The sequence below is a fragment of the Amycolatopsis sp. NPDC003731 genome, from assembly GCF_053586895.1.
Map to the genome: position 1 here is coordinate 1 of NZ_JBSFNC010000070.1, position 15,701 is coordinate 15,701.

The following is a 15,701-nucleotide window of genomic DNA, read 5'->3' on the forward strand; positions in this document are numbered from 1 at the left end:
CCCAACGGGCGGGGCCCAGCAACCGGGCGGCCCCCGGCCCTTTCCCTGCCGCATCCTCCGCCGGAGGCCACGATGCCCGCCACCCACCGCCGTTCTGTCACCGAGCCCGGTGCGACGTCACGGAGCCGTCTCACGCGCGAGCAACGACTGCGTGCCCCGCCCTGGAAATCACCCTTCAGGGTAAGAGAATCTCTCTACGCTCGAGGGATGAGCATTCGTTACGGCGTCACCATCCCCGGGCTCGTCCTTGCCGGAGGCACCGGCTTCTACCTCGGCATCCAGCCCTTCGGCTACATCGGACTGCTCGCCACACCCTTCACCGACCCAGCCGGCCTGCTCGCCCTGCCCGGTGCGGTGTTATTCGGTGCGCTTCTCGGGTGCGTCGCCGCCTACCTCAGCCGCAACCGCATCAAGCCGAAACTCGACCACCGCTACCGCCGCGGCGCCATCCTCGGCGCGATCACCCTGCCCGGCTACCTGTTCATCGGGCACTTCCCCGGCGCCGAGCAGGGCGGCACCGCCAGCCAGTGGGCGTTCGGGATCGCGTTCTGCTGCGGCATCGCCGCAATGATCGCCCACTACCAGCGGCGAAAGCGCCTTACCCTCGCCCGCCGCGCCCACCGCCCAGCCGGACAGCAGGCCGACCAGCAGACCGCGACGCGCTGACCGCCAACACGACGAGAAGAGGGGTGGTGGCACCTACCGGTGTCACCACCCCTCTTCTCATGTCTGCGCGGCTGCGCCGCTATTCCGCCCCGACTCTCGCCTCGCCCACCGGCTCCGATACCGACACCGGCTCGTGCAGCTCGCCGTCCAACGGCCGATCATCCGATCCAGCCTCCGAGTCCGCCTCTCCTGCACCCGAGCCAGCGGGCTCGCCGTCCTGGCCACCCGCCTCCGCCGCCACTACGGCATCACGCGACAGCGCGGTAACCGCCTTCGCCGAGATCCCGAGCAAGGCCGCCGTCTCGGCCGCGCCGACATCCGCCGCGCGGATCTCAGCGACCGACGCCGCCATCACCGATCGCCACTCGCCGATCTCCATCGCCGCATCCGCACGGACCTGCTCGGCCGACCGCTCGAACTCCGCGACCCTCGCCGCGCGCTGCCGATCCAGCTCCGCCAGCCTGCGCTCCAGCTGCGCCGCCAATGCGCCGATCCGGTCCTCGCGCCGGCGCTCAACTGCCTCGATCGCCGTCACCGCCTCCGCGAACGGCCCGAGTGCAGCATCCACCCGCCGCTCGTTCTCCCGCTCGCGCTCCAGCTGCTCCGCACGGCGGCGCCGCGCCGCCTCCAGCCGCTCCAGTGTCGCCGACGACCGACGCTTCCGCCTCGATCCTGTTGTTTGATGTTCAACCATGACGGACCTCCCGCGCGGGGAGGGCAGCGGTAACACTCGTCAGCCTACCCGCCGGCCACACGGTGACCCCGCGCATCAGCGGCGCAGGGCTCGCACCGCCCAGGTGAACCTCGAACACGCCGACCTGTTCGCACGCCCCTGCGGGCACTGAGGTGGAAGTGGCGCGGTACCGCCGCAGCAGCCCCGAAGGGCCACGCCACCAAAGTGGCGAGCGGCAAAACTCGCGGCGGCCCGCTAACGCTCCGTCTCAGGGACACGTAGGCCCACGGAACGCTACGACGAGCATACCCGCAGGTCATCACACCCGCGGCCGGCCCACAGGCGCGCCGTTTCCGCTGGTCAGCCGACTGACTCCAGAGCGCCGACAACGGAGGCGCGTAAGAAGGATCCGTTGCGTCCGCGGGTGGTGGGTGGCCCCGAAATTGTATCGGTCGTCCCCCCAAATACAAGGGCACCCCAAACTATTTTTGACCGAAAAGCGTGGTCAAAAATAGTTCGAGGCCCCACCCTTGCATTCGGGGCCCCTACTTCCTAGGTCAGGCATTGAGGGCAGGCCGGAGGCCTGCCCCGGTTACTTCGGGGCCACCCACCACCCACTCAGCGTACGGTCACTTCCACTGCGCCGACCAGCGACACCACGCGGCACCGCAACGCCCGCCAGCACGCGCGTGCCGACCGAACGGCAATCAGAGAAGAAATCAGATAGAGCACATTCGCCGACTTCTTAGATTGCCCAAAATAGTCAGTTGATAACCCCATTTCGACTGGAATAGATGACAGCCGGGCGGTAATATTGACCACGTAAGGCGATCGGGACGGCAAACCCGAGAACCGCACTCAATCAACACGTAGGGATCAACTCTCATGGTTACAACCATTCACCGTAAGCACCTTCCGAGCATCACCCGCGCCGTGCAGGCGTTGCAGGCACAGCCGCCGCGCGTCCGGACCGCGCTCACCGAGCTACGGGCCGTCTTCAACGACAGCGGAGAACACCCGCCCGCGATCCTCGCCGCATGCGCGACCCTGCTCAACACCGACGCCGCGATCAGCGGTGACGTCCTGGCCGCCGTACGCACCGCCCACGCCGAATGGGACAGCTACGGCGAGACCGAACGCGAGCTATTCAACCGGTGCGTCCACACCAGCCAGACCCGCCGCACCGTCGCCGTGACCGAAACCAACGACGTCACAGCGATGCTGCGCCAGCAGCCCCCACGCATCACCGACGCACTCAACGGCCTGCGATGGCTCAACGCCCAGACCCAGCACACGCACAAGGACGTGTACACCGTCTGCGGGACCCTGCTGAAGAACCCCAGCGCCACGCACCCCGCCATCGTCGACGCCATCCAGACCGCCCACACACTCTGGCCCGGCCTCGCCGATGACCTGCGCACGCTCGTAATGACCTGCGTGTACGCCAGCAAGGCCCGCGCCGACCACGCGCGCGCCCGCACCGCCGCCCGACAGCAGGCCACCGAAGCCGAGTCCCACGACATCCACCGCTGCAGCAACTGTGACGGCAACCTCGCCGGACTCCCCGAAATGCGCTACTGCTCCGATGCCTGCCGCCGGGAAGCCGAGTCAGCGCAGCACCCCATGCCGGGCGAGCACACCACCACCGGGAAACCGGCCGAGCCTGTCGCTGCCCCCAAGGGCGCCGCGCCGGTGGCCGCACCCCCCGCCGAGATGAAGCCCAAGCCCAAGAGCTTGACAAAGGCCGAGCGCGAGCCGATCGAGAAAAAGGCGGACAGCCGTTACGTCGTCGGCGAAGTGGAAGCCCACTATGACGAGCAGTGGCGGCAGATCGTGCGAGCGATCCCGACCGCCGGTTTCGTCCGCAAGGACGAGCGCGCGGTGGACCTCTACGAGCAGGAGCGGCAGCGTCACGCCGACCTGGACGACAGCAGCGACGCTGCTAGCGACCTGACCGGCTACGCCCTGTCCGACGAGGACTACGACCGGCTTGCACTGGTCCCGGTCGCACCGGGCGGGTTGTGCGTGGCGTGCAACCTCGAACGCACGCCCAGCGAGCAGCGCGGTTCCCGCGGAGACGACCGGTGCGAGATGTGCCGCGACCGGAACACGCCCCCGCTGTGCGTATTCGCCCTCACAGCGTTCGCGCCGTCGCGCAACCTCGCCGCCGCCTGACCACCCACCCGGGGGCACCCAGACCGGATGCCCCCGCCCCCAACCAGGAGCCGCCACCGTGCGCACCTTCGCCGCATCGACCGCAAAGAGCGGCCGCCGACCTGATCCCTACCGACGCGCCCGCCACCGCCACGGCAATCCCACGCGAGCTACTCGCCCGCCACGTCCGGACGCTGCCCACCCCGAATGACGGCACGGTCAACGTCGTACCCGCCGCCGCCATCCGGTCAGAACTGAGCCACCTCACGCAGTACGGCCAGCCGTAACGACCGTCCGCCCACCAAAGCGGCCGCCGATCTCCGGATCGGCGGCCGCTTTGCTGTGTCGGCACAGCTTGGACCGCGCAGGCGCCCCGACGCTCGACCCGAAAATCGGTCACCACCACCCCGCCCCACCAACACCAACCCCGCCTACCGCACCCACCCAACCACCCCAGCCCCCACCTTCCCGCCGCCCACTCACCCGGCCCACCACACCACCGCCACCACCTCACCCAACCTGCCCCTACCCCACACACAGCACGTCTTGCAGACGTTCTGAACCGGGTGGGCGGCTCCGCCTTTTCGGCGTAGTCTGGTGTGGACATGATGGGCTTGCGGAAGCTGAGCCCTGGTGGTCATGAGTACCTCACGAACACGGTGGCGTGCGCCGATCGCAGCCGTGAGCTCGCACCCGGCGAGCTGTTAAGTGACTACTACCTCTCCCGTGGTTACCCGGCAGGCCAATGGTTCGGCGCCGGAGCAGAGCACTTAGGACTCTCCGGCGCAGTCACCCCTGCCCAGATGAACGCCCTCTTCGGCGAAGGCCGGCATCCGCATGCCGACGCCATCGAAGCCGAAATGATCGCCAACGGCGCCACCGCCGAAGAAGCATTGAAAGCGACCCGGCTCGGTCGGCGGTTCCCGCAGTACTCCGCGCTGGACCACCTGCGTTCCCAGGTGTCGCAGGCGTACAAGGACCACAACCGCCTGCACGGGCGTCCGATCGGTGCGCCTATCTCTGCGCAGAAGCGCGCGGAGCTGCGTCGCGGCGTGCAGCTGCAGGCCTACCGCAAGGCCCACGACGGGAAAGGTCCTGCCAGTGACACGGAACTGAACAAGTGGCTGGCGGAGCAGAAACGCAATCTCAAGTCCGCGGTCTCCGGGTTCGAGGCGGTGTTCGCGCCGGACAAGAGCGTCTCCATCGCGTGGGCGATGGCCTCACCGGCCGGACGGAAGCGCATTGTCGGCATGGCCCGCCAAGCTGCCCTGGACACCGTGTCCTATATGGAGCGCAACGTCGCGTACACCCGCCGCGGGAACATGAGCGAGGCTCAGGTCGACGTCAACGGGATCACCGCAGCGTTGTTCGAGCATTGGGATTCCCGCGCCTCGGATCCACATCTGCACTTCCACGTCCTGATCTCGTCGAAAGTGCAGCGCAGCGACGATGGCGACTGGACCGCTCTCGACGGTCGCACCATCTTGGCTGCAACGGTGACCGCGTCGGAGTACTTCGACAACCGCCTGCGTGACCTGTTCCGCGAGGAGGGCGCATCGTGGGTGCAGCGGGGCGCCGAAGGCGTGGACATGAAACGCCCGGTGTGGCAGCTCGAGGGCGTCCAGGTCGAGCTGGTGAAGCTGTTCTCCCAGCGTCATCGCCAGTTCGAAGCCGCCCGGGCGAAGCGCATCGTCGAGTTCACAGCCAAGCACGGGAAGGAGCCGACGCCGAAGGACATCTTCGCCATCGACCGGGCCGCCCAGTACGACAACCGGCCCGGCAAACAGCCACCCAAGACGCTGCCGGAACATCTCAAGGCGTGGCGCGAGCACGCGCTCAGCATCGTGCCCGCCACAGTCCTGGACATGCTCGCCGACCGCGTGTACCTCACCGGACGCACGGAGCCGGATGCGTTCGACATCGCGAAACTCGCCCAGTTAACACGGGACGCGGTGTCGGACAACTACGCGCATTTCTCGTGGTGGAACCTCGCTGCCGAAGCCCACCGTCAGACCGCGCACCTGAAGGTGCCGGTCGACAAGCGCGAGCAGCTCGTCGACGACGTCGTCGACACCATCCTGGCCCAGCCCGACACCCTCGCCCTCGTCGGCCCGACCGCGGTCAACGAGCCGGCCTCATTGCGCCGGCGGGACGGGGAATCGGTGTTCGTGGAGCGCCGTTCCACCCGCTACACCACCACTGCCACCCTCGCCGCGGAAGGTGATTTGGTCGCGTGGGCGCGCCGCGGCGGCGGGCACCGGCTGCGCGTCGACACCGTCGAAAAGGCCCTCGCCGGGCAGGGGCTCAACGCCGGACAGGCGGAGATGGTGCGCCAGTTCGCCCGCTCCGGACGCCGCCTGCAGCTCGCCTTGGCCCCGGCCGGAGCCGGGAAGACCTCGGCGATGAAGGTCCTGGCGACCGCGTGGCGGCGCACCGGGCACCGCGTCTACGCCTTCGGCCCGTCCGCCCGCGCGGCCCAGGAGCTCGGCGCGTCGATCGGGGCGAAGCCGCACACGCTGCATCAGCTGACCACCGCGCTGCGGTTCGGGTTCGCGCATCGTGCGTTTCCGATGGAGGCCGGGGACCTGGTGATCGTCGACGAGGCGGCGATGGCCGGCACCCACACCCTGCACAAGGTGGTCAAGTACGCGCTGACCAACGGCGCCGACGTACGGTTGATCGGGGACGACGCGCAGCTGGCCGCGGTCGAAGCAGGCGGCGCGATCCGGCTGATCGCCCACGACGTTGGCGCGGTCCGGTTCCGGGACATCGTGCGATTCCGGGGCGAGGACCGGGAGGAGCAGGCCGCGGCGTCGTTGCAGATCCGGGCGGCGAACCCGAAGGGGCTCGAGTACTACCTCGAGTCCGGCCGGGTGGCCGACGGGTCGTTGGAAACGATGCGTGACGCCGCGCGCTCGCATTGGCAGGCCGATCTCGACGCCGGCGTGCAGTCGTTGCTGATCGTGCCGACCAACGAGGACACCGTCGCGCTGAACATCGACGCACGCGAACGGCGCCTCAACCGGGGCCTGGTCGATCGCGGGCGGGAGGTGGAGTTGCACGACGCCACCACCGCGAGTGTCGGGGACTGGGTCGTCACCCGCCACAACCAGCGCCTGCTGTCGCTGTTCGGGGGGAAGGACTTCGTCAAGAACGGCGACGTCTGGACCATCACCGACATACACCGCTCCGGCAAGATCACCGTCCAGCACCGCGTCCACAAAGCCTCCATCACGCTGCCGGCCGGGTACGTCCAAGCCCACGTCGAGCTTGCCTACGCCGCCACCATCAACCGAGTACAGGGCATGACCAGCACCGGCAACGCCCACCTGCTGGTACCACCGACGATGACCCGCGAGCAGTTCTACCCCGGCATCACCCGCGCCATGCGCGGCAACTACCTCTACGTCGTCACCCACCACCACGTCATCGACCAGCACCACGAAACCCCCGGACCGGTGTCGCCGGAGTCGGTACTCACCGGAGTGCTCAATCACTCCGGCGCTGAGTTGTCGGCAACCGAGACGATGCGTGAGGCCCAGGACGCGGCGGTGTCGATGGGCACACTCGTTCTCCACTACAACTACACCGCCACCTACCGCGACGAGGACCGCTACCGCGCCATCCTCGCCCGCCACGCCCCCTCCACCGTCGACCTGGACAGCGAACCGGCACTCATCCAGACGCTGCGCAACGCCCACGACCTCGGCTGGGAACCCGACCCCCTCGTCGCCGCCGTGATGCGCTGGCGCCAGTCCCTGGACGAGGCCGACACCCCCGGCGCAGCGCTGCAGGCCCGGATCACCACCCACCTCGAGCGGCGTCGGCCGCCCTCTGCCACCGGGCCACCGCAGCCGGCCGACGTGACGCGCTGGCGGGGCATCGTCGATGCGATCGCCCCGCACGTCGCCGTCGAAGACCCCGACTGGGAGAAGATCTGGGGCCGCGCAGCCGGTGCGCTGGCGCTCGGGTTCGACGTCGACGCCGCGCTGACCATCGTCGCCCATCAGCTCGCCGCGCGTCCAGAGGTGCCGGACCCGATGCCGGATGACCGCTACGCCGACGCCGCTCTCGCCGCCGAGCTGGAGCGCCGACGTGACCGCGGGGAGGCCCACGTGCGCGCTGTTCCCTGGCTGGCCCGCCCCGACTTCGCCCACGTGCGTCACCATCCCGGGCACACGCAGTACCTGCACGAGATGAACCTCGCGATCGCCGACCGCGTCGAGCACCTGCGCGCCGCAGTGATCCGCGACCAGCCGGAATGGGTCTCGGGGCTCGGGCCGCGGCAGGGCAATCCGATCGCGGCCGAGGAGTGGGACGACCTGGTCGGCCTGGTCGCCGCCTACCGCGAGACCTTCCGCATCGACAGTCAGGCACCGCTGGGCGCCAAGCCCGACAGCCATGGCGCGAGGGCGCACGCCTGGCGCACCCTGAGCGAGCGCTGGGACACCTTCGGCCGAGCGCCGGTGACCGACCGATCCGAGCCCGCGGCACCTCGGACAGCACCCAAGGTCGCTGAGCGTGACAACCTGTTCGCCGAGTTCGAACATGCCGATGAGCGTGTTGTCCTCGAGCCCCTGAACGTGCTGGTGCGCCGTTACGAGTTGCTGGCCCGCGACGGTGACGAAGACCGCTACCTCGACGTCCTCGCCCGCTACGTCCCCGGCGCTTTCAACGCCGGAGCCGAACCCGCCGCGCTGAACGCGCTCGCCAACGCCCAGGATCGAGGCTGGCAGGCCGAACGGCTGGTCCGCAAGCTCGCCGACGACAGCGGCTTCGCCTGGGCCAGCGACCCCGCCGCCGTCCTCGCCAAACGCGTCTCCGCGCACGTCAGCAAACACCGGCCACCAGCGCGGATCGGTGCACCGACCGACGAGCAGATCGACCGCTGGCGCAGCATCGTCGCCGAACACCTGCCCGACGCCGTCGTGACCGGCGAGCAGTGGGGCATCGTCTGGCGCCACGCTGCCGGCGGGACTGCTCTCGGCCTCGACGCCGACACCGCCCTCATCGACGCCCTCAGCCAGCTCCCCGCCGACATCACCGGCGCCGGGGAAGGTGACTATCGCCGCGCTGGTGAGGCACTCGTCGCCGCCCTGACCGACCGCCACAACGCAGGAGAAGGGCTGCACGCCGCGCTCCCGTGGCAGGCCCAACCGAACTTCGGAGCCCCCGGCGACCATCACGGTGCGCTGGCCCGGCTGGACGGTCTCAACGGTGAGATCGCCGCCCGCGCCGACCAGCTGCTCGACCAGGTGCAGCGGGAGCAACCTCGCTGGGCCGCACAACTCGGGCAGCGGCCCGACGACGCTGGACCGGCCGCGACCTGGGATCAGACTGTCCGGCTGGCCGCGGCGTACCGTGAAACCTACGGCATCACCACCGCCGATGCTGCCTCCCCGCTTGGCAACCAACCCGCCGGCAACGACCTTCGGGCCGACGCCTGGCGCCACATCACCCGGCAATGGAGGCACCTGATGACCACACCCGACCGCGAAGACGCCGCATCGGACGTGATGCTGACCCACGAATCACTGCGCGACGCCGCCGACGCCTACGCCGCCCGATTCAACGCCGAACTCGCCGCCGAGAAAGAACAGGAAGAGGACGCCGAGGCGGAAACGGCCGCAGCCGCTCGACGCACCGAACTGGAAGACGAACTGGTCGACGGCGAGGACCACAGTTACGGCGAAGGCGCCCACCGCGGACTCAGTTACTGAGCCTGCCCACCGACGATGTCCGGCGAGGACCGCCACAGATCGGCCACGCGGCCGACCTCCCACACCCCAACGCCCTTACCCTATCTAGGCTATTCTGCTAGATAGCAGGAGTTCACGTCGTTCGTCCTCTGTAAGAGTATGGCGGACCCGACTTCTGGCTTCGGCGACTAACCGGTCCATCGTGACCGTGGCATCCCAGATGCGAGTAACACCGTCCAACGATGCAGTGGCAATACGCTGCCCGTCCGGGGACCATGCGACGCACGTCACCGGCGCAGCATGTACGCCAGCGACGATGATTTCGAGCCCAGACGCAGCATCCCAGATCCGCGCAGTCCGGTCGACGGACGCTGTGGCTAAACGCGTGCCATCAGGAGACCATGCCAGCCCCCAGACGAAGTCTTCGTGCCCTTCGAGCGCGAATACGGGAACGCCGGTTCGTACGTTCAATACTCTCGCAAACTTCTCGTCCTGGGAGCTCACTGCCAACCGCTCGCCGTCGGGCGACCAGGCTACAGACGATATATCCTCATAGCCTTCAACGACAACATTCAGGGCGCCAGTACGAACGTCCCACACACGTAAGACTCCTACGTCGTCGCCAGCGGCAAGCTGCTGTCCATCCGGAGACAACTCGACGGTACGGATCTTTTCCTCATCGCCGCGCAGTGCCAGCAGCTCAGCACCGGTGTGGGCACTCCATATCCGCGCAGTCTGATCGAACCCGCCGCTCGCTAGATACTGGCCATCAGTCGACCAAGTTACTGCAGCTACCCAATCTTGGTGACCGTGCAGTTCCAGCTTTTCGCCACCGGTGCGGGAATCCCAAACCCGCACCATCCGGTCTAACGAACCAGTCGCCAGACGATGCCCATCCGGCGACCAGGCCACACCCCAGACCGCGTCCTGGTGACCATCTATTTTGAGCAACTCGGCACCAGTATGGACATCCCACACCCGCGCAGTCCGATCACCTGATGCTGTCGCAACGCGTTGGCCATCCGGAGACCAAGCCACATCGAAAACCTCGCGTTGATGCCCGCGCATCACCATTCTACTTAGAGTATGAACATCCCATATGCGCGCAGTCTCATCTAATGACCCAGTGACAAGACGGTGTCCGTCCGGCGACCAGGCCGCGCCGACGACTCCGTTCTGGTGACCGTGCAGCGTGAGCAGCTCATTCCCGCTTCGGGCATCCCATACCCGAGCCGTACGATCGCGGGAACCGGTGGCCAAACGCGTTCCGTCCAGCGACCACGCCACACCCCACACTCGATCACTGTGGCCCTCCAGGGTGAGCAGCTCTGTACCAGCGTCGGCGTCCCACACCCGCGCAGTTCGATCATCGGAAACGGTGACTAGACGGTGTCCGTCCGGCGACCACGCCACATCCCACAGTCCGTCTTGATGGCCGCGCAAAGTGAGCAACTCGGCCCCCGTGCGAGCGTCCCACACACGGGCGGTGCGATCCCGGGAACCGGTGGCCAAGCGTGTTCCGTCGGGCGACCACGCGACACCGCCAAGATCGCGTTGATGTCCTTCCAGAGTGAGGAGCTCGGCGCCAGTATCAGCGTCCCACACCCGCGCGACCTGGTCATACGAAGAGGTCGCCACACGACGCCCATCCGGCGACCACGCCACGCCCCACACCCCCTCTTGATGGCCGCGCAAAGTGAGCAACCCAATTCCCGCATGCGCGTCCCACACCCGGGCCGTGCGATCCCGGGAACCGGTGAGCAGTCGCGTTCCATCCGGCGACCACGCCACACCCCACACCCGATCACCGTGCCCTTCGAGCGTAAGGAGCTTCGTGCCGGTATCGGCTTCCCACACTTGTACTGTCTGATCGTACGAAGCGGTCGCCACCCGACGCCCGTCCGGTGACCACGCTACGTGCTCGAGATCCCGAGGGTGGCCGGCGTAGATGAGAACAGTTCGGTGGTGCAACAAGGCAGTAGCCAAGGCGCGACCCGCCAGCGGCGTACAGGCATATTCATCGATCGCCATAAGGGCCAAGGCCAGAGCGTACTCAGGATCGTCCTCTACCACCGCTAGGGCTCGGCGAGCAATCGAGTTGGCAAGTTGGCGCGTTGTGGCTTGATCTGCGTCCTGGGACCGCTCGAGAAACTCACGAATAAGGGCTGGCCTATCGGCCACGGCTAACCTCGCGGCATGCCGAAGAGCGTCCGCAAGACGGTCTGAATGGAGCAGGTAGGCATGTTGACGTCCAGACCTGTCCCACTCCAGCGCCCACCTTTCCAGGTCAGCTTGCCACTGGAGATCGTCGGCACGAGTTTCAATAGTCTGACGCAGGGGCGGCCAATGTCGGAACAGCGCTTCGTGCGCGACTTCATAAATTGTCTCTGTGTCACCGTCGACGGCGGTGCCACTGGTCAGCAGTCGCGCTGCCACGAACGCTTCCGCGACCCGTCGTTCGCTGGCCGACAACATCGAGCGACGAACCGGACGTTTGGTAGGCTCACTCTCGCTGACGGTTACAAAACGCAGCAACGTGGACAGCACCGGCGTGTCGGGGTCAGCTGCGACAAGCTCTTCGATCACGGTGTCCGCTCGTTGCGCCAACGCGCCTGCTACGCCTCCCAACCGATGATAGTCATCCGCAGCGATGACGGCGTCTCGTCCAGCATTGAAGTACAAGGTTTGCAACGTGTAGGCCAGCAACGGCAACGCCGCCCCACTTCCGGCGTCGTCCACCAGCGTGTGCGGCAAGCCAACTGGATGGAACTCCACACCCGCCTTACTTGCAGGCTTCTCGATGACCTCCAGCAGCGCATCGCGACCAAGCACGCCGATCACGACCGGATGCGTAAACAGGCGACTAAATTCCGCCGTGAGGAAATCAGTAAGAAATTCTGATCGAAGGGTTGCCAACACCCACAGTCGAGGATCAATTCGTAGCGCGCCATCAAGCAAGGAAAGGAACGTAGCACGTTCACCCACTCCTACCTGCGTGATCAATTCCTCCGCCTGGTCAACCACAATCAGCACTCGTGCGTTCTTTCTGTTTTCAGCAACGCGAATCCGATCGATGCAGCGGACCAACGCTTGTGGTTCACCAGCAGTGAGCTGGACTGCCAGCTCAACCGCAGCCTTAGCCGGAAGGTCCTGCCCCAACATCGCCACTAAAGCGGTGGCCAGCTGGAGCGATGGTCGACCCCCTGGGGCGAAGGGGTGTATCACGATCCATCGCTGTCTACTTGCCACCAAACGGGGCACCAATCCAGCCTGCACCAAAGACGACTTTCCCGCGCCAGAAGAGCCTATTATGGGAACAAACCGAAGGGTATCTTCGGGAATCATGGGGTGCAGCCGTTCGAATAAATCATCAATCTCTCTGACCCGACCGAAGAACACACCGGCGTCTTCCTCTGTGAACGACTCCAAGCCCGGGAACGGCGGCCGACCGGACCTCCACACCCGACGCGGCTCGCGTCGATCGACCCGATAAACCCAGACCCGCAAGACAAGAACCACCAGCAGTAAACCGGTAAGCATGGGCAGAGCCCAGTCTCCCGCCCACGCTGCCAGCCAGGGAATTTTCCGCAGCCGATCAACCGTAAAGCTGGAGGCAATGCCGAGCAACGCGCCGACGACGACCAACGCGAGATCTAAGATCAACGATGTCGGCCGACGTCCTCTTTTTGTCACGTTCGGCCTCCGCATGAGTCGACTAGCGTACGACGCAAGTGAACCACAAACTATACTCAAACCCACTTCTTCGACCCGCCAACGCTCCAATTGAGACTGACAACCGTCGCGGACGCTCCTGACCGATCGCATCCGTCAATCGAATGGCGTAGCACCGGTTTGACCGACAAGCTATCGTTCTACAACCAGCGACCATCGAAGATCATTGTGAACACATCTACGCCAGAACGACCTCGTGTGTCGGCTCCGCAGGCCCCGCCTGTGACCCCACGTGCGCGATCACGGCCAACCATCCTCGCTCTGGGACCTCATAACAACATTGTCGTCAGCAACCCGTGCCTCCTGGTCACGATGTTCCAGGGTGAAGCGGTCGGGACGGGCTGGTGCGCCGGCGGTCTTGTGGCCGTCGGAGCGGCAGCGCTGATGGACCCACTCGGTGGCCATGCGCTCGGCGAACCCCGGGCGCCAGTGGTCGTGCCAGTACTGCGCATCACGAACCGTGGCCTTCTTGCCCAGGTGGGCTTCGCGCCAGGTGTAGGCGAGGGTGGCGATCTCGGCGACCAGGCCGGGATGGTCGAGCCAGCAGTCGGGGATGGCGACCGCGCGGGTGCCGGGATTGCCGACGTAGGTCTCGTTGTAGTACTGCACGAAGTGCGCGAGCGTGAACAGCGGCGTTTCCCTGCGATGCCCTTTGTCTTCAGCCGCCTCGGGTGGCAGGAACGTCAGCCACCGCGCCAGCCGCGGATCGCCGTCCGGCTCGTCGGTCAGTTCCGCAAGCTTCTCCGACAACTTCCCGATCTGGTGCCCCAGGGCCTTGGCCACCGTTTCCAGGCCGGCGACCACCTCGTCGAGCTCGCCCAGCGACCGCGGTTCCGACCCGGCCTGATCGTCCGTCTGCCGCTGGTTGGGGTCGGCGGGTTCGCTTGGGCGTGCGGCAATGTCGTCCTCGCTCATCGCAGATCGCCCTCGCCAGGCAGGGCCAGCGGGTAGCCCTCAGGTGTGATCGCTGCCCGGCCGGAACGGATCACCGCGACGTCGGCTTGCAGCTGAGGCCAGTCCGGCCGTTGCTCGACATCGACGGTGCGGCCGAGGATCGGGCGGAGATTGCCGTGCAGGATCAGAACCCGGCCGCGGTCAAGAGTGCGGATGTCGCCGGCGCGCAGGGTCGGGACGGTCTCCTCGCCGCTGGCGCCGCGCCCGACACTGAACAGTCCGTCGCTGTGGTGCTGATGGGTGCGGCGGCGGTGCTGCCCGGACAGCGTGGACAGCCACTCCAGCGTGTTGTCGTCCTTCAGCCCGGGGAACGCGGTCAGGGTGAGGGTATTGTCGATCAGCTGCAGCCGGCCGGGTTCGCCGTAGAGTTCGTCCAGCTGGGAGCGGGACTGCGCGGACCAGTGGATCAGTACCCCGCGGCCGGCGGAGTCGGCGATGATCGCGGGCAATCGCGGCACCGGTGTCCCGGCGAACAGCTCATCGAGGATCGCGGTCGCCGGTGGCTCGAGCCGGCGGCGTTCGTGGCGTAGCGCGGTGTCCTGGGCGGTGGTGAGGATCTGCTCGACCAGCGCGGTGAGGACTGGCCGGGCCTGCGGGGCTTGGTGTTCCCCGGCGATGATAAACAGGCTGCCGCGGCGGCGCAGGAACTCGTCGATGTTCAGTTCTTCGGCCGGGCTCGGGGTGGCGAAGTCGCGGATGGCGGGGTTCATGAACGGTTCGATCGCGCGGCGCACGCTCATCCAGACCGCGTCGGAGGTCTCTGCGACCATTCCGATCTCCGACTCCAGGTTTTGCGCGAGCTGCGGATACTGCGCTTCGAGCAGCTCGACGGGTTCCCGGTCGGCGGGTTTGGCGATCGACCACCGCACGAGGTGATCGATGGTCCGGTGGTGGGTGGCGGCGGCGAGCAGGTAGGCCTGCATGACGATCGTGGCGCGGCCGCGGAACACCGCGTCGTTGCCGCCGACATTCTCCAGTCCGAGCGAGGACGCTTCGATCAGCGTCTCCGCGCGCCGCAGGGCGACGGCGGGGTCGGCGCAGCCGGTGACCGGGGACCAGCGGGCGTGCGCGGGCCAGGACAGCGTGCCGGTGGCGTCGATCACCAGCACCGGCCCGGCACCGGGGCGTCGGGTGCGGGCCAGCAGGCACCACTCGGCGAGATCGTTCTTGGTCGTCGACGCGATCAGCGCGCCTGGCGCGGCGAGGACCTTGTGCACCAGGTCGGTGCGGCTCTTGCCCGAGCGGGTCGGCGCGATCGTTCCGGTCGGTGTTTCCAGCGACGTGACCAGCTGCTGGTGGCGGGGGCCGCGATGCAGCGGGACCGCGATCTCCTCGATGGGCGCAGCGCGGCGTTGCTCGTCGGTCAGGTCACCGCGAGTCCACATCGCGGTCTTGCGTGCGGCTGTGACCGACAAGGTCCTGGCCATCTCGCGGCGGGTGGCGTGGCCTGAATCGGTCGGGGCCACGCGTCGCCAGACCGGGATCGCGGCGCCAACGGTGAGCCCGGCCGTCAGCATGGTGATCGTGGTGAACCAGATGTAGAACGCCAGCTGGTGATCGCTGACCGCGCCCGACCACGGGACCGGCAAGCGTGGCCCAGGGTCAGCGGCGTGAAAGACGACGGTGACGGCAAAGCCCGCCCACGCGGTGATCGGGGGCCACGTCCATGTGCCGGTGAAGAATCCGGTCACCAGAACGGCCGCGACGACGACGATGGCGCCGAGGGCGCACAGGATCGCCAAGGCTGCGACCGCGAGGCCCATCAGGGCGACGTCGCGGTCCAAATTGAGGGTGTCGGTGCGTGTGCGCGGCATCGGCCGCTC

At 67.2% G+C, this 15,701-nt stretch carries 7 protein-coding genes; 3 read left to right on the forward strand and 4 right to left on the reverse strand.

Annotated features, from left to right (window positions below; genetic code table 11):
* The first annotated feature begins 207 nt into the window (after positions 1-207).
* Positions 208-666, forward strand: coding sequence for a hypothetical protein (locus ACWDN5_RS26315; RefSeq protein WP_449678149.1), 459 nt, complete (start codon positions 208-210; stop codon positions 664-666).
* Positions 667-745: 79 nt separating this feature from the next.
* On the opposite strand, the gene ACWDN5_RS26320 is transcribed toward ACWDN5_RS26315, so the two are convergent.
* Positions 746-1,360, reverse strand: a complete 615-nt coding sequence (locus tag ACWDN5_RS26320; protein WP_449678150.1) for a hypothetical protein — start codon at positions 1,358-1,360, stop codon at positions 746-748.
* A gap of 912 nt (positions 1,361-2,272) precedes the next feature.
* Between ACWDN5_RS26320 and ACWDN5_RS26325 the strand changes: the two genes are divergently transcribed.
* Positions 2,273-3,514 (forward strand): hypothetical protein, encoded by a 1,242-nt coding sequence (locus tag ACWDN5_RS26325; RefSeq protein ID WP_449678151.1) that lies wholly within the window; start codon positions 2,273-2,275, stop codon positions 3,512-3,514.
* Positions 3,515-4,101: 587 nt separating this feature from the next.
* Positions 4,102-9,213: a MobF family relaxase gene (gene mobF / locus ACWDN5_RS26330; RefSeq protein ID WP_449678178.1), complete on the forward strand. Its 5,112-nt coding sequence runs from the start codon at positions 4,102-4,104 to the stop codon at positions 9,211-9,213.
* 84 nt (positions 9,214-9,297) lie between these two features.
* Here mobF and ACWDN5_RS26335 read toward each other — a convergent pair whose 3' ends face one another.
* From ACWDN5_RS26335 to ACWDN5_RS26345, 3 genes are all read right to left on the reverse strand, one after another.
* Positions 9,298-12,837, reverse strand: coding sequence for an nSTAND1 domain-containing NTPase (locus ACWDN5_RS26335; protein WP_449678152.1), 3,540 nt, complete (start codon positions 12,835-12,837; stop codon positions 9,298-9,300).
* Positions 12,838-13,164: 327 nt separating this feature from the next.
* Entirely contained in the window at positions 13,165-13,839 is a 675-nt protein-coding gene (locus ACWDN5_RS26340) for a hypothetical protein (protein WP_449678153.1), read from the reverse strand.
* Complete coding sequence (locus ACWDN5_RS26345) at positions 13,836-15,692, reverse strand: type IV secretory system conjugative DNA transfer family protein (RefSeq protein ID WP_449678154.1); 1,857 nt, start codon at positions 15,690-15,692, stop codon at positions 13,836-13,838. The genes ACWDN5_RS26340 and ACWDN5_RS26345 overlap by 4 nt, the downstream gene beginning before the upstream one ends.
* Between the last annotated feature and the right edge of the window lie 9 nt (positions 15,693-15,701).

Coding starts and splice junctions, on each gene's coding strand:
- ACWDN5_RS26315 (WP_449678149.1), top strand. CDS start 208: ATGAGCATTCGTTACGGCGTCACCATCCCCGGGCTCGTCCTTGCCGGA.
- ACWDN5_RS26340 (WP_449678153.1), bottom strand. CDS start 13,839: ATGAGCGAGGACGACATTGCCGCACGCCCAAGCGAACCCGCCGACCCC.
- mobF (WP_449678178.1), top strand. CDS start 4,102: ATGGGCTTGCGGAAGCTGAGCCCTGGTGGTCATGAGTACCTCACGAAC.
- ACWDN5_RS26320 (WP_449678150.1), bottom strand. CDS start 1,360: ATGGTTGAACATCAAACAACAGGATCGAGGCGGAAGCGTCGGTCGTCG.
- ACWDN5_RS26345 (WP_449678154.1), bottom strand. CDS start 15,692: ATGCCGCGCACACGCACCGACACCCTCAATTTGGACCGCGACGTCGCC.